Source organism: Bacillus velezensis (assembly GCF_001461825.1).
Classification (GTDB): Bacteria; Bacillota; Bacilli; order Bacillales; family Bacillaceae; genus Bacillus; species Bacillus velezensis.
In genome coordinates, this window is the sequence record NZ_LLZC01000004.1 from 63218 (window position 1) to 83784 (window position 20567).

At 40.5% G+C, this 20567-nt stretch carries 20 protein-coding genes and 1 pseudogene; 6 read left to right on the top strand and 15 right to left on the bottom strand.

Annotation, left to right across the window (positions count from 1 at the left end; genetic code table 11):
- Window positions 1-23: 23 nt before the first annotated feature.
- The gene (locus AR442_RS01910; RefSeq protein WP_053285499.1) at window positions 24-965 is read right to left on the bottom strand and encodes a cation diffusion facilitator family transporter; all 942 of its coding nucleotides are present in this window, start codon (window positions 963-965) and stop codon (window positions 24-26) included.
- Window positions 966-1157: 192 nt separating this feature from the next.
- On the opposite strand from AR442_RS01910, the pseudogene AR442_RS01915 reads away from it, so the two are divergent.
- Window positions 1158-1563, top strand: a pseudogene (locus tag AR442_RS01915) (VOC family protein).
- Between the two features lie 131 nt (window positions 1564-1694).
- Here the strand turns inward: AR442_RS01915 and AR442_RS01920 are convergent.
- The 7 genes from AR442_RS01920 to AR442_RS01950 form a co-directional block, all read right to left on the bottom strand.
- Window positions 1695-3041, bottom strand: a complete 1347-nt coding sequence (locus AR442_RS01920) for an FAD-binding oxidoreductase (RefSeq protein ID WP_014417002.1) — start codon at window positions 3039-3041, stop codon at window positions 1695-1697.
- 398 nt (window positions 3042-3439) lie between these two features.
- Window positions 3440-3739, bottom strand: a complete 300-nt coding sequence (locus AR442_RS01925) for a hypothetical protein (protein ID WP_053285498.1) — start codon at window positions 3737-3739, stop codon at window positions 3440-3442.
- 242 nt (window positions 3740-3981) lie between these two features.
- Complete coding sequence (locus tag AR442_RS01930) at window positions 3982-4167, bottom strand: hypothetical protein (RefSeq protein WP_017419203.1); 186 nt, start codon at window positions 4165-4167, stop codon at window positions 3982-3984.
- Window positions 4168-4361: 194 nt separating this feature from the next.
- Window positions 4362-4778, bottom strand: a complete 417-nt coding sequence (locus tag AR442_RS01935; protein WP_014417000.1) for an NUDIX hydrolase — start codon at window positions 4776-4778, stop codon at window positions 4362-4364.
- A 324-nt stretch (window positions 4779-5102) separates the two neighbouring features.
- A complete protein-coding gene (locus tag AR442_RS01940) occupies window positions 5103-6401 on the bottom strand; it encodes an MFS transporter (protein WP_101560367.1) in 1299 nt (432 codons plus the stop codon).
- A 92-nt stretch (window positions 6402-6493) separates the two neighbouring features.
- Window positions 6494-7882: an aminotransferase-like domain-containing protein gene (locus AR442_RS01945; RefSeq protein WP_014416998.1), complete on the bottom strand. Its 1389-nt coding sequence runs from the start codon at window positions 7880-7882 to the stop codon at window positions 6494-6496.
- Window positions 7883-8121: 239 nt separating this feature from the next.
- Window positions 8122-9369: a Zn-dependent hydrolase gene (locus AR442_RS01950; protein WP_053285496.1), complete on the bottom strand. Its 1248-nt coding sequence runs from the start codon at window positions 9367-9369 to the stop codon at window positions 8122-8124.
- 126 nt (window positions 9370-9495) lie between these two features.
- Between AR442_RS01950 and AR442_RS01955 the strand changes: the two genes are divergently transcribed.
- Entirely contained in the window at window positions 9496-10392 is an 897-nt protein-coding gene (locus AR442_RS01955) for an AraC family transcriptional regulator (protein ID WP_014416996.1), read from the top strand.
- Between the two features lie 39 nt (window positions 10393-10431).
- Here AR442_RS01955 and AR442_RS01960 read toward each other — a convergent pair whose 3' ends face one another.
- The 4 genes from AR442_RS01960 to AR442_RS01975 form a co-directional block, all read right to left on the bottom strand.
- Complete coding sequence (locus tag AR442_RS01960) at window positions 10432-11592, bottom strand: M20 aminoacylase family protein (RefSeq protein WP_014416995.1); 1161 nt, start codon at window positions 11590-11592, stop codon at window positions 10432-10434.
- Between the two features lie 49 nt (window positions 11593-11641).
- Entirely contained in the window at window positions 11642-12952 is a 1311-nt protein-coding gene (locus AR442_RS01965) for an SLC5/6 family protein (RefSeq protein WP_197535983.1), read from the bottom strand.
- A gap of 77 nt (window positions 12953-13029) precedes the next feature.
- Window positions 13030-13407, bottom strand: coding sequence for a RidA family protein (locus AR442_RS01970; protein WP_014416993.1), 378 nt, complete (start codon window positions 13405-13407; stop codon window positions 13030-13032).
- 137 nt (window positions 13408-13544) lie between these two features.
- Entirely contained in the window at window positions 13545-14210 is a 666-nt protein-coding gene (locus AR442_RS01975) for a GntR family transcriptional regulator (RefSeq protein ID WP_014416992.1), read from the bottom strand.
- A 141-nt stretch (window positions 14211-14351) separates the two neighbouring features.
- On the opposite strand from AR442_RS01975, the gene AR442_RS01980 reads away from it, so the two are divergent.
- Window positions 14352-15548 carry a diaminopropionate ammonia-lyase gene (locus AR442_RS01980; RefSeq protein ID WP_014416991.1) on the top strand — a complete coding sequence of 399 codons (1197 nt, stop codon included), beginning with the start codon at window positions 14352-14354 and terminating at the stop codon, window positions 15546-15548.
- Between the two features lie 105 nt (window positions 15549-15653).
- Here the strand turns inward: AR442_RS01980 and AR442_RS01985 are convergent, their stop codons facing one another.
- Window positions 15654-16130, bottom strand: coding sequence for a DinB family protein (locus tag AR442_RS01985; RefSeq protein ID WP_014416990.1), 477 nt, complete (start codon window positions 16128-16130; stop codon window positions 15654-15656).
- A gap of 202 nt (window positions 16131-16332) precedes the next feature.
- On the opposite strand from AR442_RS01985, the gene cotR reads away from it, so the two are divergent.
- The 3 genes from cotR to AR442_RS02000 all read left to right on the top strand — a co-directional run bounded on the left by cotR (window position 16333) and on the right by AR442_RS02000 (window position 18535).
- The gene (gene cotR, locus AR442_RS01990; RefSeq protein WP_032866849.1) at window positions 16333-17298 is read left to right on the top strand and encodes a sporulation hydrolase CotR; all 966 of its coding nucleotides are present in this window, start codon (window positions 16333-16335) and stop codon (window positions 17296-17298) included.
- 363 nt (window positions 17299-17661) lie between these two features.
- Window positions 17662-17979, top strand: coding sequence for a PadR family transcriptional regulator (locus tag AR442_RS01995; RefSeq protein ID WP_015239232.1), 318 nt, complete (start codon window positions 17662-17664; stop codon window positions 17977-17979).
- Entirely contained in the window at window positions 17966-18535 is a 570-nt protein-coding gene (locus tag AR442_RS02000; RefSeq protein WP_017419206.1) for a DUF2812 domain-containing protein, read from the top strand. Before AR442_RS01995 ends, AR442_RS02000 begins: the two co-directional genes overlap by 14 nt.
- 106 nt (window positions 18536-18641) lie before the next feature.
- On the opposite strand, the gene AR442_RS02005 is transcribed toward AR442_RS02000, so the two are convergent.
- Complete coding sequence (locus AR442_RS02005; protein WP_014416986.1) at window positions 18642-19322, bottom strand: aspartate/glutamate racemase family protein; 681 nt, start codon at window positions 19320-19322, stop codon at window positions 18642-18644.
- A gap of 442 nt (window positions 19323-19764) precedes the next feature.
- The gene (locus AR442_RS02010; protein WP_029974195.1) at window positions 19765-20541 is read right to left on the bottom strand and encodes a sulfite exporter TauE/SafE family protein; all 777 of its coding nucleotides are present in this window, start codon (window positions 20539-20541) and stop codon (window positions 19765-19767) included.
- Window positions 20542-20567 lie beyond the last annotated feature (26 nt).

Below are 20567 nucleotides of genomic sequence, written 5' to 3' on the forward strand. Positions count from 1 at the left end.
CAAGTGAGTCCCTATTTCCTCCTTTAATGATGATGATGGTCACGCGGATTCTCAGTTTGGGCCTGACAAAGAATCGTATTGTCGTGATTATGCGCTGCTGTTTCCATTTGAATGGTTACATGTGTAATGCCTTTATCTCCAAGTTCATGTTCAATTTTGCGTAAAATACTTTCACTTTCAGAAATGGTCAGTTGATCGTTAACAACAGCGTGGCAGGAAAGAGCATTCAATCCGCTTGTGATAGACCATATGTGCAAATCATGAATGCTTTGAATTCCTTCTGTCTCTTCAATTGTATGAATGATGTCAGTGACATCGATATTTTCCGGAGTTCCTTCCATTAATACGTGAATGGAGTCTTTCGTCACATGGTAACCGCTTCTCAGAACAAGAATAGCCACAATGACACTGGCCGCTGGATCTGCCCAGCTCCACCCGAAGAAGATGATAAGAATCGCAGCCAGTATGGCACCTACAGATCCGAGCATGTCACTTATCACATGTAAGTAAGCCCCTCTTATGTTCAGGTTATTCTTTGTATCTCCGCCGTTCAGCATTATCCAAGCGACCAATATATTCACAGCTAACCCGATGATACTAATCGTCAGCATGCCGGTTGTTGCTACCTCCGGCGGATGAGAGAAACGTTTGATTGCTTCATAAATGATATAAAGGGAAATCACTATTAATGCAACACCGTTTATCACAGCTGCGAGAATCTCAAATCGTTTGTAGCCGAATGTCTTATGATGACTTGCCTTTTTTTCGGCCAATTTAAAAGCAATCAGAGCAACCATTAATGAGATTGAATCACTCAGCATATGGCCTGCATCTGACAAAAGCGCTAAACTATTGGTTAAAAATCCGCCTATCGCTTCTATTATCATATAACCTGTAATCATGATAAAAGAGATCAATAAAACCTTCTTATTGGACCCGCCAGCGTGATTGTGATTGTGACCCATAAAAATCTCCTCCTTATCTCATACACTGCATTTATTATTTCTTTTCTGTTATGAAGCATTCTAACATGGACACAAAAATAACTGTATATGATTATATGCTCATATACGAATATATAGGTTCTTTACTGAAATGTCAAAATCTTTTCAATGAAAATGTCCAATACTTTATATTGCTCTTAATCAATGATTGCTATGAAGCCGCGGATTACAGTAATTACTTCAGGCGCAGACAATTTAGAAAAATCGCTGCACTTCTATCAGGATGGCTTGGGTCTGCCTACAGAAGGAATAGCCGGTACAGATTTGAACATGGCGCAGCTGCTTTTTTTGACTTGCAAACGGGACTGAAACTTGCCCTTTGGGACCGTAAAAACATCGCACATGAATCAAACGTTACGTTAACTGCTCCAAGCCCTGCGGAATTTACATGAGGACATAACGTCAGCAGTAAAGCTGAAGTCGATAAAGTCATGGAACAGGCAAAACAGGCAGGAGCAACGATAACTGACCCCGCTCATGATACTTTTTGGGGCGGATACGCCGGTCACTTCCAAGACCCCGATGGACACTTATGGAAATCGTTTGGAATCCGCATTGAGATATAAGTGAATAACCACATTTCAGAAATGAAAACAACAATAAAAACACACCTGAATGTTCTGGTGTGTTCCAATAATAATGTTTAGAATGCAAACGCAGCATTTTATTTTGTTTCCCAAAACGATCAAACTATTTATACGATGGCGGGATGCTTTGCGGAAAACGGAATACATTTTCGGGATCGTATTTCGCCTTTATTCTTTGAAGCCTTGCAAAGTTTGAACCATAATATGCTTTTCCGAAGTTCTCGATATTTTGATCCGGAACATTCACATATGAACCTGTTACATATGGTTTCATCAGCTGACGCACTCTTTCAACTGATGCAAGATTCGAAGCTTCTTGTGATTTATTTTTCCAACTAGCCGTCCATTCCGTATAAAACAATGGCCGGCGCCAATAGAAGGCTGTTTCACTGCTTGGAACTCTGCTTATCGCGCCGCCCCAATTGATAAAAAAGAAATTGGTTTCTGTCCCAGTCGCTTTTTCTAAAAATTGTCTCATTACTGCAATAGGTTCTTCCGGCCAAAGATTGAGCGCCCACGCCGAGGAGAATTTAACACTCTGATCAGATCTGCCGGGAATCGGTTCGTCAGGATCTAAGAAATCTATACAATCCGGGTAGTATAGTGTTTTGATTACTGTTTGTGCCGGCGTTCCGGCATTTAATAAAGGTTTTAATAATTGAACCAGCTCTGGTTTTGAACCGAGGAATAATCCTTCCGCATGGCACAAGCCATTTACTTTGCTGTAAATCTCAAGATAGCATCCTAATCGTTCGTCTGTAAACGGCGACCATTTTTGCCACGCTTTAAATACCGTTTCTAACTGTTCCCACGGCCAAATAATATTAAAGACGGTTGCGGTTTTAGGGGCACGGTGAACTTTGAACGTATATTGGGTGTTATATCCGAAATTGCCTCCCCCGCCGCCTCTGGAAGCCCACAGTAAATCTTCATTGCGGGATTGATTTGCTTGAATAATCCTGCCTTTGGCATCTACCATTTTCAGTGCGAGAAGGTTATCGCTTATCAGGCCGATCGATCGGGAAAGCACTCCAAATCCGCCTCCCATCGTGATTCCTCCGATTCCGACGGTTGGACTGTCTCCGAACGGGGCCATAAAACCTTCCCGAGCTAAACCTTTTACAAGCGGGCCGACGTGAATGCCGGTTTGAACGGTTGCTACCGCGTTTTTTTCATCTAAGAAAACTTTATTCATGTCACTCACATCAATAACAATCCCATCACTTACCGTGGAAAGATTTTTATCCAGAGCATGGCGGCCGCTTCTGACACGCATAGGCACATTCTTCTCACGAGCCCATTTAATAGCATTACTTACATCGTATGAATTTTGTGCAAAAACAAAGACAAGCGGACAGACATCAACATAAGGGTTCCAATTCTTAACCGCCTGTGTATAGCCGGGGTCCCCTTTGAAGATGACGCGTCCTGTTAACTGTGCTGATCCCATCTATTTCACTCCCAATAAGCATTTGATTCCGATACCAGTATATGTAGGAATTGGACAAATTCTTAGACAGATGATCTGTAAACTTAAAAATAGATACCTATACGCGAAGATGATATAAAAACAAAAAAAGACAAGAGCGGCAAGCTGCCGAAACTCTTGTCTCTCCTGCCTTTTTTATCATGATAGGCACTTACATTTATTGGCGTGGTATACCGACCAAACTATGGAAGTCCATAGAAATTTATGTTTGCCCTGCTATGCGTGGTTCTGCTGAGACACCGGCTGAGCAACCTTTCTGTTTGATCCCCCGACAAGAATCTTTTTCTTTATCGTTTTTGCACCCCTGTACGGGTAAAATCAATACACATGAATTTTATCTTTTACATGATGAAAAGCTCTTATTTTTTCTTCTTGTGCTTACGTTTGCAATCATGTTTTTCCTCTTTCTTATGACATTTTTTACATTTCGCTTTTGCTGCTAATTTTGCCGCTTTTACCTTTGCTTCTGCTGCTCGGGCTCTTGCTTCTTCCGCTCTTGCTATTGCCTCTTCCGCTCTGGCTCTCGCTTCTGCTTCTCTTGCTGCTTCCGCTCTTGCTTCGTCGTCCGCCATATCAAAATCATGGCCAAGGTCACAGGCTTCGTTGTATGGCTTTTTCTTCTGAACGTACTGTTGATCTTCACCTTCGTTATAATACATTACGCCACTCCTTCTCGCATTTTTTAATCTCTTCATACTATGTAAATAAAAAACCCCAGCTTGGACTATTATGTTGATGAATCGACACATTTTAGGGCAATTTTCATTTATCGATGCAACAGATTCTGGATGCTTGATGAAACTTAAATGATTTATGATAAGCAGCGTAAAAAGAGAGACTGCGAAAAAGGATGCTGCGCGCTGCAGCATCCTTCTGTACCAACTTTTTGTGTTTTTGACTTTTAGTTTGCTTGCTGTGTTTGTTTTACTGGTTCTTTGCTAAAAAGTCCGACAATGTTCCACAAGATAATTGCAGCAGCTATGATTAAACGAGCCGTACTGACTTCTTGGTTAGTAAACAATTTATAGCCATATATTGATCCCAATGCTGCTATGCAAAAAATATTGAACCATTTACTCCAACGCAATTAGAAAACTCCTTATTAAATAATTACATTTTCAAACAATGCATTATAATATTAACAGATTTTTCAGTATTTAACCTTAAATTTTTCTTAATTGTCGTTCAAGTAAAAATCATTATTACTATTTTGTTTTTTCCTTGAAGAACGAGTACCTTACCTCTTCACCCTCCACAACCATTAATCAAAGTACGGGATTATCAGTATATTGTTCCCTGATTGTTATACAGCGCATTTCCTTTCATAAGCTTTTTAATCCCTTCGGTGTAATAAGGCAATCGTTGACTTGCCTGTTCAATATCAACCCATTCTATTTTCAATATTTCTTGAGCATTTTTAATTCCTTCTTTCCCTCCTGTAACTTTTGCTTCAAATGTAAAAAATATGGCGTGATGATTTCTCTTTATAAATTTCGCTTCATTAACAGCTAGTATATCCCCAATTTCAACTTCCAGCCCTGTTTCTTCATATACCTCACGTACAGCTGCTTCTATTAGATTTTCATTAAGCTCAACTTTTCCGCCTGGAAGTGACCAATGCCCCTCATGATTATCTACCATTACTATCTGATTGAACTCATTTCTAATCAATGCGTATACAACTTTAACTTCTTCCATATGACTCTCCTTTACTAAAAATATTTTTTAACCGCTTATTTATATATTTACTGTAAAGAATATAAAGGGATATAACAGCTGTTTTTTTGTAATACATCAAACTTACAACCGTTCAAGCGCATCATTTGTATCGTTTTAGAACCTTTTTTAAAAACGACAGTCTATTGAGCAGAGCAAATAAGAGTAAACTTTAAAAATAAAAGAGAACATAAAAAATACCAAAGGCTGTTACACCCTTGGTATCATTGAGATGCAGCCGGGAGGACTTACGCTTCATGGGTTTTTCAACCACAGGAGCCTCGCACTGCTTTTAAACATAAGATACTATTCCTTACTTCCAAGCGACCATATCACCACCGGAATTAATAATAACGATAATATCCCTCCGCCAAGTGATAATGTCAGGTAATTGGCACCTGCTACGACCATTCCGGACAAGGCTCCGCCGGCGGCTCCGGACAACGCAATCAAAACATCCACAGTACCTTGGGTTTTAGCCCGTGTTGACGTTTCAGTTGAATCAACAATCAGTGCCGTTCCGCTTATCAAACCAAAATTCCATCCTAACCCGAGCAAAGACAGAGCAATGACCATAAGAATCATAGAATCTCCCGGTGCAAATGCCGATATAAGCCCTGCCAAAAGCAGCGTCATTCCGGAAGATACAGCCATTACAGTACGGCCTAATTTATCCGCAAGCACACCTGTCACCAAAGAAGGGAGATACATGGCGCCTATATGAAAACCGATAACAAGACCTACCGCTCCTAAGCCATGGCCGTGATGTCTCATATGGACCGGTGTCATTGTCATAATAGCAGTCATTACAATTTGAGTAAGAATCATAACCGCCGCACCCGCAATAATACCTTTTTTGTTCTCTGTGTGTTCGTCGGCGGTCACTTGTCCTCTATCATCAGGTGTTTGGCCGGCCATTTCTATTGTTCTTGCTATGACTAAAGGGTCAGGACGTAGCATGATGAAAAGAGTAACACCTGCCAACATATATGCTGCCGCCGCTAAAATGAATGGACCCGCCAGTGACGGAACACCAATGGAGCGAGCGAAGTTCCCCATTACATTCACTAAATTCGGGCCTGCAACGGCACCGAATGTGGTAAAAACCATAGTCATACTGACAGCAGTCGCCCGCTGTTTATGATTTGCCAAGTCCGTACCCGCATAACGGGCCTGCAGATTTGTCGCTGTTCCCGCACCATAAATAATCAAAGAAGCAAACAGCAGAAACACACTATTTAAAATAGCCGCAATGATGACTCCTATCGCTCCCAGTCCGCCAATCATAAATCCGGCTGAAAGACCTGTCCGGCGGCCGTAACGCTGAGAAAGCCTCCCCACAAATAACGCGGCGCCTGCTGATCCTAAGGTAAATAAAGCAGAGGGCACACCGGCAAACGCATCTGTACCAAGCATTTGCTGTGCAATAAGCGCACCGACAGTCACTCCGGCCGCCAACCCTGCGCCGCCGAAAATTTGTGAAAGACTGACGACAAACAAAGTACGCTTATATAATCTTTTTTGTTTATCAGGAGAACCTATGAATTGCTCCAATAATGCCGATTGAGTATCTGACCCTTTTGCACTGTCTTTGTGAAGCATAATCCGACCTGCCTTTCTATAACCTCCAACAGATTTGGATTATCATAACACGCACAAAAAAACCATACAATATAATAATTGTATGGCGGACAATATTAGATATGCTCATCCAGCAGGCGTTTAAGAATCAGCAGTCCCTGCTCAAGCTCCCCAAGCGTTTTCGGTGCACAGACAGACACCCTTACAGCCCTTTCCGGACAACTGTTCCCGACGACAAAACGTTCAGCCGCGTATACTTGCACTCCATGCTGTGCGGCTGATTTTTCAAATGCAGCACCTGTCATATTTCCGGGTAACAGTAACCATCGAAAGATTCCCGTCTCAGCACCTGCACACGTATAGCCGGTTAAATATTGATCGACCATTTTGTTTCTGCGAATAGTCTGTTCACGATGACTGTCAATTAAGATTTCAAATTGATTCGATACGATCGTCCGTGCAGTGAGTTCTGCTAACAGCGGGGAAACGGTTATATTTAAATTGTAAAGCGCCTTTGAAATCGGCTCCTTATATTGACTCGGGACGGCGACATACGCCATCCTTAACCCTGGTGCCAGTGATTTTGATAAACCGGCAATGTGAATGACCTGTTCCGGTGCAAATGATGCGATGGCCGGAAGCGGATTCTTGCCAAGAAGATGGTACGAGGCATCTTCAATAATGAATTGGTTATATTTTTTTGCAATTTTCGCGATCATTTTTCGATTCTCAACAGACATAAAGGACGCTGTCGGATTATGATAATCCGGGATGAGGTAGATGCCTTTAATATTTTCATTTTTACACGCATATTCAAATGAGGCAGGGCTCATCTCATTGTTCTCTGATTTGATCGGCACAATCTGCACACTCAGCATCGAAGCGGCAGTTTTCAAGCCTGGGTATGTATGGTGATCAACTCCAATGCGGTCTCCTGGTTTACAAAGACTCGCCAATGCCGCGGCAATCGCATTTTGCCCGCCGTTTGCAAATAAAATGTGATCAACGGACGTTTCAAATCCGCCTCTTCGAATCAGCTTAACAGCCGCATCTTTCTGCCAAAGACTTTCACCCGTCCGGCCATAGCCAAACCACTTTTCATAATCTTCCTCTTGCAGCATACTTTTCAGCTGGAGCAGCAGCGGCTCATAAGAAGCCTGATCCGGAAGCGTCGCCCCCATTTCAATCAGATGCTTCGGCTTTGTATCTTCCAGCAGATACGCATTCGATAACGCATCATAAGCAACAAAAGTCCCGCTCCCGACAGAGGCACTCAGCAGACCCTTTAACTCGCAGACTTTAAAAGCCTTTGAAATGGTGCTTACATTTAAATCCAAAAAATCAGCCAGTTCTCTCTGAGGAGGCAGTTTGGTTCCGGGTAATAAAACTTCTTGTAATATATCCTGTTCTAATTTCTCTGCAATCGCTTTATAAATGGGTTTTTCCGTTTTATCAATCGCCGGCTTCCAGCTCATCGGATAGTTTTCAAAAGAATTGATCGGCATGATATGCATCCTTTTTCATTCAATTATATGATCACACCGTTTATAAAACAATTTTCACTTAACAGACGCAAAAGTTGACATAAAAAAAAGCCAAAGGCGGTTAAACCTTTGGCATGATTGATACGCCGGGAAAAATTGAACTTTCATCAGAGATATCAATGATGAGAAGAGCTTTTCTGTACGACACTCTTTATCTTCACTCTTTATCTCGATTTGTATTCCTTGATGTTCCCGTTTCCTTAGTTAGAAGAAAGATCACTAACGACATCTAATAATACATTGACACCTGCAGCCAAGTCATGATCTTTCGTGTATTCTTCAGGATTATGGCTGATCCCCTCTATACTTGGAACGAAAATCATAGCCGTCGGACAGATACGGGCCATCATTTGTGCATCGTGCCCGGCACCGGATGTCATCCGTTTTGATTCCAGTCCCCGTTTATTTGCAGCCCGCTCAATTAATGCAACAATGTTTTTATCAAATACAACGGGATTGAAACGGACTAATTGTTCAGATGTGATAGATACGTTTTCAGCCTCTTCCAAATCTTTCAGGTAATCGGCCAGTGCTGATTCTTCTTCTTGAAGTCTCTTTTCGTCCGGATCTCGCAAATCAACTGTAAGTGCTGCCAATGATGGAATGACATTGATAGCATTTGGCTCAAAACTGATTGTTCCGACCGTGGCGACAGTTTGGCCGTTAGACATATTGGCACGTTTGCGCAAATACGTTATGATTTGTGCGGCTGCATGCCCGGCATCCTGACGCATATCAGTCGGAGTTGTCCCGGCATGATTTGAAACGCCTTGAACCGTTATACGCTGCCAGGAAATCCCTTGCAAATTCTCAACGGCACCGACCGGAATGCCTGTTTTGTCTAAAATCGGCCCCTGCTCAACATGAAGCTCAATAAAGGCGTGCGGTGTTAAAAAGCCGGGCTTTTCTGTTCCCTCATATCCTATACGCTTAAGTTCTTCACCCAGTTTCGTCCCATCCGTACCGCGGGTCTGAAGCGCCTTTTCTAAAGAAAGTCCTCCGGCGAATACGAGTGATCCCATCATATCTGGAGTATATCGCACACCTTCCTCATTGGTAAAAGCCGCAATGACAATCGGACGCTCCGGTTTGAAGCTGGACTCCTTTAAAGTGTTTATGACTTCAAGTCCCGAAATAACCCCGTAACATCCATCGTAAATACCCGCGTTGATGACCGTGTCGATATGAGAGCCGATCATAATGGGCGCATCATTATTCTGATCAGAACCATACCATACCCCGAAAATATTTCCGATTTTATCAATCATAACCTCTAAGCCTGCTTTTTTCATCCATGTTACCAATAAGTCCCGTCCCGCCTTATCTTCATCGGAAGCAGCTAACCTTGTGAGTGTGTCATTGCGGTCACGTCCGATTTCACCAAGCTCCTTAAGACGGCTGAGTAAACGTTCAGAATTCATGTAAAGGTTCACATGTTCAGATGCCATTTTGCATTCCTCCCTGTACTGAGTCAATCGCTTCATTGATATAACAATAATGTTATGATATATAAGAATTCATCATCTTAATACCAATATTGGATTTAAAAATATAAGTATATTGAGGTGTTTAACATGCAAACGCAAAACTTTCTGATGGATGACAGTCTGCAAGATTTGACGAAACACCATACAATTGTTATGCCGGTTGCTTGCTATGAAAAAACCATTAAGAACCATTTGCACGGATATATTCCCCTTCATTGGCATGATGAAATTCAATTCGTGCTTATAATAAAAGGAGAAGCGCTGTTCCAAGTAAATGAGGAATGGGTGGTTGTCCGTCAAGGCGACGGGCTGTTTATTAACAGCGGCTGCCTGCATATGACAAAGGAGCATGGCAGTTCAGATTGTCTTTATATCTGTTTAAATGTCTCCCCGCATTTCGTTTTATCACAGGAACTCTACACGACCTATGTAAAACCTTTGATTCACGCAACGAATGTCCCTTACTTATATATCCACGCAGACGACCCTTTAGAAAAAAACATTCTGAATGCTGTATTAGAGATCCACAAATGCATCGAGCAAAAATCCCTCTTTTATGAAATAGATATCACGATGAAACTTACGTCTGTTTGGAAACACTTAATCGCCAATTGCTTCCACCTTGAATGTATCGAAACAGAATGGTTGAAGAACCAAAGGATGAAGAATATGCTGAGCTGGATCCATCAGCATTATGCTGAAAAAATCACATTGGAGGATATTGCGAAAGCCGGGCAGCTAAGCCGTTCTGAGTGCTGCCGCTATTTCAAGCGCTTTTTAAAATGTTCTCCGTTACACTACGTTATAGATTACAGAATTCAAAAAAGCTTATATTTATTGCAGCAAAGAGATGCGAGTGTGACAGACATTTCTTATCAAGTTGGTTTTAACAGCACAAGTTATTTCATCAGCAGGTTCAGACATGCCATGAAGATGACGCCGCTGGCTTATAAAAAACAAAAAAACAAAGAAAGACAGCACTGACTGATTCAGTAATTGCTGTTTTTCTTTGTTTCATGTGTTTTAGGATAAGCGAATTTTAACTAATTCCGCAAAATACGCTGCACCGGTTAAAAGAATGTCATCATTAAAATCATATGACGGGCTGTGTAATGGAATATGGCCCTTTTGATCATGCTCATCACCATTGCCAAGAAAAACAAATACACCGGGAACCTTCTCTAAAAAAGCCGAGAAATCTTCTGAAATCATCATCTGATTTATGTTAGAAGTGACATTCTCTTTTCCGGCTGTTTTGGCAGCAGCTTCAACAGTAAACCCGACATATTCTTCCCAATTCGTCGTTGGAGCAAATTCATGTGTATACTCAAACTGACACTCCGCACCATGCATCTCACAAATCCCGGAACTGATAGTCCTCATTTTTTCTTCGAGAAAACGTCGGGTGTCAGGAGAATAACTTCGCGTATCACCTTTGATTTCCACATAAGTCGGAATCGCATTCCTCACCCCGTCTGTTACGATTTCCGTACAGGATATAACGGCAGGAACGCTTGGATCTAAATTTCTGGACACAATAGTCTGTAAGGCGAGAATAATTTGCGACGCTATGACCAATGGATCAATACTCATATGAGGGCGGGCTGCATGAGCGCCTTTTCCTTTAATCCGGATGACAAAGTTATCTTCACCGGCCATAATTCCCCCGGGGCGGGTTGCAAAAGTACCCGCCGGCAATCCAGGCATATTATGCAATCCGTAAATTTCATCGAGCGGAAATTGTTCAAAAAGTCCATCCTCAATCATGGCCCTCGCACCCTTGCCCGGTTCTTCCGCCGGTTGAAAAATAAAACACACGGTGCCGTTAAAATGTTGTCTTTCACTCAATATTTTAGCTGTCCCAAGAAGGATTGCCATATGTCCGTCATGACCGCAGGCATGCATTTTCCCTTTATTTTTAGACACATACGAATGATCTGCTGCTTCAGTGAAGTGTAATGCGTCCAGTTCCGCTCTGATTCCTATAACCTTTGAACCTTCTCCCGCTTTTAAGGTGGCGACTATACCTGTTCCGCCCAGACCCGAACAAACGCTTACTCCCATTTTTTTTAATTCTTCAGCAATATACACTGAGGTCATGTGTTCTTCAAAAGCTGTTTCAGGTATCATGTGGAGGTCATGTCTCCATTTTATTAATTGATCTTTCATTGTGATATCATTCATAAAGACCACTCCAATATAATCATTAAATAGAAAGCGTTTACATAAATAATTAAAATAAAGCAAAAATAATTGCCGAAACAGTGATGACACCAATAATCGTAACAAAAACATTACTGATTTTATTTCGATACATTTTTAATACTGGCAGCTTACGAATGGCATACATAGGGAGCAGCAATAGAATAACAGCCCCTATCGGTCCGCTGATGCTTTCAATGATGCCTAGAATACTTGGGTTGATATAAGCTATTAGCCAGCAAGTGACAAACATAAAAAACAGAATGATAAAATCTGTTTTTTTCTTATTATTTCTTGATGGAAAAACCTCAACAATGATATCCCGCATGGCCTCATAGGCTCCTATATAATGTCCTAAAAAGGATTTCGTAATTGCGACAAATGCGATAATCGGGGAAAGACAAGCAATAAACGCTGAATGAAAATGGTTGGCGAGATAAGTGAGAATTGAGATGTTTTGTTTCTTTGCCATAGCAAGATCTGCCGGCGACAAACTGAATACACAGCTGTATACAAAAAATAAAACAGTAAGTATCATCAATATATAACTGTATTTTTGTATTTGGGCACATTTATCATCAGCAAATTTGTCTCCATAACACTGCCTTTGAGCTACAACGAATGGTGAAATCATTGAATAATGATTAAATGAAAGCACCAGGACAGGGAATGTCATCCATACCGTCATGAACATCCCTTGTCCTGATCCGGATAATGATAGGTGTGTGACATCCAAAATGGCTGTATTCCATTTAGGTATCAGATAGATCCCCATCAAACATAACGAACCTATAAATGGATAAACTAACAAACTCATAGTCTTCATGACCGCATCCTGACCAAAACGCACGATAAACAGTAATCCTGCTATCAGAAATCCGGCAGTTAAACCCCTTGGCGGCTCTGGCATGTTCATTTGATTCACAATAAAGCTTTGAGCTGTATTTGTAATGGCAACTGAATACATTAACAGGATGCTGTAAATCGCAAGAAAATAAATGACAGTGAATACTCTTCTTGCTTTCGCCCCAAAGTATTCTCCTGTCACCGCTAAAATCCCGTCTGTTGCAGAACCTGCCGATAAAACAAATCTGGCCAAAGCTCTGTGAGAAAAGTACGTAATCGGAAAAGCCAGAACAGTGATGATTATCAGAGGCAGAATGCCCCCTATTCCCGCATTAATTGGCAAAAAAAGCACGCCCGCGCCTATTGCTGTGCCAAACAGGCCTAAGACCCAAATTGTATTTTGCCTGCACCATTTAGCCGGATCTTCATAAGAGGCATTATTCGATGAAGAACTCCGGCACCGCACATCCACATCCTGTTCTATAGACATATTTATCCTCCCGAAAAAAGAATGTCATGCTCTGGAACATCACGAATTACCATGAAGCCGGGCAGCTTTTCACTCGTATATATTTATCCGGAATACGCGATGACTTCAATTTCAATCTGTACATCTTTAGGCAACCGGCTTACTTCAATTGTGGATCTCGCAGGACGATGGTCTCCAAGATATTTACCATATTCCTCGTTAACAGCTTTAAAATCACCTAAATTTTTAAGGAAAATAGTCGTTTTCACTATATTTTCAATTTTTAAATCCTCTGATTTCAGAATGGATTCAATGTTTTTTAAAACTTGAATCGTTTGTTCCCTAATATCAGCCGGAACTTCATCCGTGTTTGGATTAACAGGAAGCTGTCCTGATAAAAATAAAAAATCTTGTACTTTAATGCCTTGAGAATAAGGTCCGATCGCTTTTGGTGCTTTTTCTGTAAAAACTGTTTTTAACATAATAATCACCTTCTCCTTATTGATGTAAAATTCTAAATATTCTTCACAAAAACTGAATTGCTTTCAGTTAAAAGTAATATATCACATATCTCATATTAGTCAAACGAAAAATTCATACAAAAAAGCCTGACGAGTTGTCAGGCTTTTAATTGGCTGTTTAAAATGATTCGAGTCAGACTGTTTTCCCAGTTACTCCTTATGGCTTTCAGTCCTTGTTTAAGATCTTTATTCTTCATTGCGTCTAATATTTGATTGTGTTCACTGCAGGATGCATTCATTGCGTGATTTTGACTGAAATACCGAATTTCAATTCTCTGTATTTTCGTTTTTTGTCCTTGCAGTAATTTCTGCAGTTCAGTATTATTTGAGACTTCAATGATCTTTTGATGAAAGGCATTATCCAATTTCAGCGCTTTTACCTTATCATCCGTCTCCATTATTTCATTCATTTGCTTATTTAATTTTTCCATCTCGTCTATATGATCTTGTGTAAATCTTGAAAGTGCCTGTTCAAAAGCGAGACACTCGAGAGACCAAACGACCGAGTAAACCTCTTTCGCATTTTCCAGGTCAATAGGTGCTACCACTGTCCACCGATTGGCTTTCGTTATGACAAGACCTTCATTTTCAAGCTGAAGCAGCGCCTCCCGGACCGGCGTGCGGCTGATTCCGAGTGTCTCAGATAGATCTTGATTTCTCAGTCTTTCTCCCGGCTCAAGCTTACCTGTTATAATCCACTCTCTCAGAAACTGATAAGCTTCAACTTTCATAAATGTTCGTTTTAATTGGTGCTGTTGGTTCATTGTCACGTTTTCACCTCTTTAAAACATCATTTTACATGTAATATACCACATTTCAGTATATCGTTTGCGAAAAAGAAAAGTTGCTTTACATTCCGATCCATGTATAATGTGATATATCACATATTGGAAGGATGAAGAAATTTGTTTGCGAATATTGATTGGGTTTCGAATCATTTCAGATCTGATACGTTACCTCAGGAATCTTCCTATTTCTCTGCAGAGGAAACAAAAAAAGCGCTTCATTTTCATTCCGGCATTCCCGGCTATCAAGCAACACCGCTTCACTCGTTAAGAAGTCTCGCACAATATCTCGGCATAAACAGTCTTTATGTCAAAGATGAATCTAAACGCTTTAGCCTTAATGCTTTTAAAAGCTTGGGTGCTTCATATGCGATTGCTTCTTACTATAGTAAAAAACTTAAAATCGACCTTAATTCCATTCATTTTAACGAATTGGTTGAACTTGTAAAAAGCGCTCCTTCTGCTACATTTGCTACAGCTACCGACGGTAATCACGGAAAGGGACTGGCATGGGCGGCTTCCCTTTTTGGACAGAAAGCAAAGGTATATATGCCGAAAGGTTCTTCTCCCGCGAGATTGGAAGCCATTAAACATTTAGGTGCTGATGCGTACATTACAGATTTAAATTATGATGACACTGTTCAAATGGCGGCAGATTTATCTGAGAAACATCATTGGATTTTAGTTCAGGATACGGCTTGGGAAGGATACCAGCAAATTCCTCTCTCTATCATGCAAGGATATACAACAATTATTGCAGAAATATACAAACAAAATGAAGATTTCTTCAATACAATCAGTCATGTTATCCTTCAGGCTGGAGTGGGATCTTTCGCTGCTTCAATGGCAGCTTCCCTATTAAATGTAAAAAGCGGGAATAAGCCCAAAATCTCCATAGTTGAACCCGAAAGCGCAAATTGTCTGTACCGGTCAGCCCAAAGCGCCTCTGGATCACCTGTCCGAGTATACGGTGATCTTTCTACAATGATGGCTGGGCTTGCCTGCGGCGAACCCAACCCATTCGGTTGGAACATTTTGAGAACATGCAGTGATTATTTCTTTTCCTGTAATGACAAGATAAGCGCATTGGGGATGAGAATATTGGGTAATCCTATTGATCCGGATCCGAAGATTATTTCTGGTGAGTCAGGTTCCGTACCATTAGGTTTGCTGCATGAGTTAAGTAAGAATACTTCAATGGAACAGATAAAGAAGAAATTAGAATTAGATCAGTCATCTAATGTGTTAATGATTAATACAGAAGGTGATACTGATCCGGAAAATTATCGGAAAGCGGTTTGGGGAACAGATCATTAAAACAACGGCAACATGTTTGTTTTAATGATTTATAAAAAGCCTTAACTTTGGGTGAAGTTAAGGCTTCCGTTATTTCCCCTTCCCGTGTAAAACTCAATCATTTAACTAGTCCCAAATTAAAGGCCTGTCCACTTCAGCAGTTCTGAGATAGTCTAAAAGCTGACCGGTATGTACGGACTCATGGTAAGCGATTCTTAATAACATGTCTCCTAGTTCACGAATATATCCAACATCAGACCTGTCAATCTTTATATCTGTTAAATCTGTTTCGTTTAACGATTTGATGAATGTCAAAAACTCGGCCCGATACGGTTTTGCAAATTCTAATTCTTCGGTTACTGTGGTAAACGTTTTTGATTCATACGGGTTTTTAGATTCCTCTGAAGACTCATTCATTTGTTTTAGTAAAATGTGATGATAAAGAAATTCCGCTTCTAATACATGTCTTATCATTTCCTTACACGACATTGCTTCGGAATCGGGGCGCCAGTCCATTTTTTCCTCAGGTATAGCTGTCCATAACTTGATGCTTCGCCGTCTTACTTCTTCAAAATGTAAAACAATAAGGTCAATCGTATTCAAGTGTTTTCCCCCTTTTATTTTTAAGAATAATTCTCCTTTTTCCCGGAAAAAACCTCTTTAAATAAAAAACATATTCTTTCCCGACTCGCTGGATTGATAATCAAACCATTTTTAAGATAAGGAGATATTCATTCATCCATACAATAGACTCTGGCTGAACATATACTGAATGATAGTTTTCATCAGAAAGGAGAAATCAGCTTTGGCAAAATATCGGATCATGACCTTTGACGGGGGCGGTACCTTAGGTGCTTTAAGTTTACAACTATTGAACAGACTGGCTGAAGAAAATCCAGCATTAATAAGTCGAACCCATGTATTTGCGGGAAATTCAATCGGTTCATTTACTGCCCTTGCATTAGCAAGCGGAAGATCTCCGAAGGAAACACTTCAGTATTTTGAGGATGAAATCCTGCCCGCATTCAGCACTTCCCGGCCGGGCGGACCTGTTTTCAATCAACAATTGCCATATTCCGGTTTTATTAAAGCGGTACGAAACTTTTTCCCGCCAGGCCTACGTCTTAAAGATGTAAGAAAACGAATTGTTGTCCCTTCATTCAAATTATACTCCCCAGCACTGGATCGTTGGACGCCCGTATTATTTCACAACTTTCCCGGCTCTCCCTATTTAAATGAGAAAGTGAGTGATGTCATACTGCGGAGCAGCGGTGCCCCCGCGACGCAGCGAGCCTATCAAAACTACGTGGACGGATATGTAGTGGCAACGAACCCCAGTACGGCCAGTATCGCGTTTGCGGTTGGTAAAGCCAACGTGCCATTGGATCAAATTGCGGCGCTATCCATCGGTACAGGTGAAGCCCCGACTCGGTTAAGAAGAGATACGAGGGGGTGGGGAATGGTAAGTGCGGATAACATACGTCCCGAAAATCTGAAGAACCTTCCTCCAAATTGGGGAGTCCTTTTGGACAGGTCGCCTAATGAACCTTTACTGCCATTTCTTCAGATGATCTCCGGCGGAAATGGCTACTATGAATCCATGGTCAGCGCGAATCTGCTGGGAGATCGCTTTTTCCGGTTAGATCCGCGGATTCCTAACTTCTCCAAAACAGACCCTTCCGTGGTTCCCGCTGTCATTGAAATTGCGAACAAAACCAACTTACAGCCTGTGAATACATTTATAGAGAAAAACTGGAACGACAGCCACTAAGTAAGTCAGAAGTTTACGTCATCATACAATGAACAAAAAATACCAAGGGACTCAAAACCCTTGGTATTATTAATGCGGCCGAGAGGGTTTGGACCTTCACGGGGTATTTATACGCTGGGCATTCGATAAAGTGAAATCTTATTACCGCCCGGCATTTCAAACACTGAAGTTAAACATTACAACCAACAATCGGGCCATTTAATTGAATAGGACTACTCAAAAGTCGCTTCCCATTACGTAAGGGAAGCGACTTTTTAGATTTGATTTTCAAGTTCCTTTGACAAATTTTGAAAAGACCATTGACTATTCAGTTGAACTGTATTAAGTTTAACTATATAGTCAGACTGAATAGAGGATGAGGATATGAAACATAAATTATTACCGCTGTCTGAAACCATGCATTATATTTTATTAGCTCTGCGGGAGCCGCTGCATGGCTATGCCGCCATGCAGAAGATCGAAAAGATGAGTAACGGAACTGTTATTTTAGCAGCCGGCACATTATACGGCGCGATTGAAAACTTGAATAAGCATGGCTGGATTGAACCTGTTGGAGAGTCGGGCCGGAGAAAAGTTTATATGATAACTGCGGAAGGAAGCGCCATTTTGAAAATGGAACAAAACAGGTTACTGCATATTTTATCCCTGCACGAAGGAAGTGAATCGAATGAAGACATTTAAGATGTTTTTTGATATTGAAAAAGAGGAGCAATGGCTGAACGAACAATTACAAAAAGGCTATCGTTGTACAAATATCAGCGGATTAGGAATATACACTTTCGAAAAAACCGACAAAAAATATGTGATGAGACTGGATTATCAAGATTATTTATCAAAGAAAAAATTCGAAGATTACAGAGAGATCTATGAAGACTTCGGCTGGAGTTATATAAATGGCCCTTGGGGGCTTGGAACTCGATATTGGCAAAAAGAAGATGATGATCAAAATGAAATCTTCTCGGATCGCCAATCAAAGAGTAATTATTATAAAAGACTAATGAGTTTTTCATCTTGTTTTGGGTTACTGTGCTTGTTTTATTGTAATATGATTTACACGAATTCAGGTTTGTATTTAGCTGAAGGTCTGTGGAGTATGGAAGGCGCAATGTTTTGGAAAGCATTTTTATTTGAAACTCCATTTGCCCTTTTAAGGTCGCTTCCCGCTCTTATGGCCGTTCTCTTTGGCTGCAGTTTCTATAAAGCGTATCGAAAATATTCAATGTTAAAAGAACAATAACGCGGGGAAGTTACATTTAAAGAAGTAATCGAGGATCATGTATCTGCCGAAGCCGGGCGCTTTAACGGAAAAAAAGCGCCCTGAATTTGCTGATAAATCAGACGGCTCATTTTGTTAATGATACATACTTATTTACAATGGCTTGAGCGAGACAAGCTGATGAATCAACAAAGGTAAGTTCGCTGCTTTTTTGATCCGTGACCATATTTAAATCCGTACATGCAATGATAACCGTATCAACCTTTTCTGCTAATTCACGGTGTAATTCATCATATAATGTACCAGCCTCATCGGTTTGACCTTGTTTAATCTTTTCTATTATGTGATCGACATAGATTTGCCAACTATCTTGATGTAAAAAATCATAACCTTCTCTGTTTAACGCTTCTTGAAATATTCCAGATTGAACCGTAGGAACGGTGGCTAAAAGAGCTGCTTTTTTTGAGCCTTTAGGTATTTTTTTTATGGTTTCATCAACCATGTTTAGTAAAGGGACTGAAAGCGATTTTTTTATTTGATTAAAATAAATATGTGCGGTATTACATGGGATTGCAATAAAATTAACACCCGTTTTTTCAAGCTTTACAGCCCCCTCAATAATTGCATTTTCCATGTCCGTATGATTGAGAGGTTTATTCATGTAGAAAGGAGTCGGACAAGAATAAATCATCATATGAGGAAAATCCATGTCGTGTATTGCTCCATATATTTTTTGGCACTCGTCTACTACTTTATCTACAAATGGCCCAGTAGATTTTGGCCCCATTCCTGCCAGTATTCCAATCATAATTGTCCTCCTCTGTAAAAATGTGTACGAATACGATCACGATGAGTTATTCTTGTGTTTCTCATCTGAATCTGCTCTCATTTCTTTTTGGCTGTCTTCTCCTATTTTATCATTTCATTAATCGAAAAAGGGACTTTAAAAAAGATAGCTGGCAAACCAGACGACTTGCTCTTGGGCGCCATGTTTGTTAAAATCACCATCTTCGTTTTAAAACGTACAGGTTTATAGTGTCCCATAACGCTGTCCTAAATAAAACACTGGTCGCAACTAAGTCAAATGTTTTTCACGGTACTATAGTCAAGACTTGCCCAAGTCACCATTATCAAAAAGAATTTCATCAAGCACTTGAAACATTTATTGAACGTGAGCAAGTGTTATAACATGAATAAGAAACCAAGGAGTGATGAATCTTTTAATCTTTCATTTTACCCGCTGACTCATATCAAAGGAGCTCTAACCAAATTTTAATAGCTGTCGCACTTATTAATAACGCTAAAATCCATTGCAGGAATTTTGTATTTACTTTTTGCCCAACAGATGCGCCAATAGGAGAAGCAATTAAACTGACAATCATAAGAACCAGAGCCGGTGCAAAAAGAACCTGGCCCGTGATTACTTTTCCAACTGTTGCGCCAATAGATGAAAGAAATGTAATCGCAAGAGATGAAGCGACTGTGATTCTAACAGGGATATTTAAAATCGATAACATAATGGGGACCAGGATAAAAGCGCCGCCAGCTCCTAAAATACCTGATACGCCGCCAATGATAAACGCTAGGGACGAAGCCAACCATTTATTAAATATCACTTCTTCGTCTTCGCTATGTTCTTGTCCTTTTTTAGGTATAAACATTAAAACAACTGCTAGTATAGCCAGAATTCCGTATATAAAGTTAATTCCTTTTTCAGATATATAATGAGAAAAGTAACTCCCCAATACACTCCCTAAAAGGATGCTGCTTCCCATGTACATAATTAATGCTTTATTTAAAAAACCACTTTTACGATAAGCCCAAACACCGCCAAGTGTCGCAAAGAAAACTTGAATAGCCCCTATCCCTGAAACTTCATGGGCAGTTAATGACATCACTCCCACTAAAGAAGGAATGTATAATAGCATTGGATAATTAATAACTGATCCGCCAATACCCATCATTCCGGAAATAAAGGCACCAATAAACCCTATAATGAAAAGAGTTGTGATAAAGGCAATATCCATTTTGGTTCCTCCTTTCAAAGAAAAAG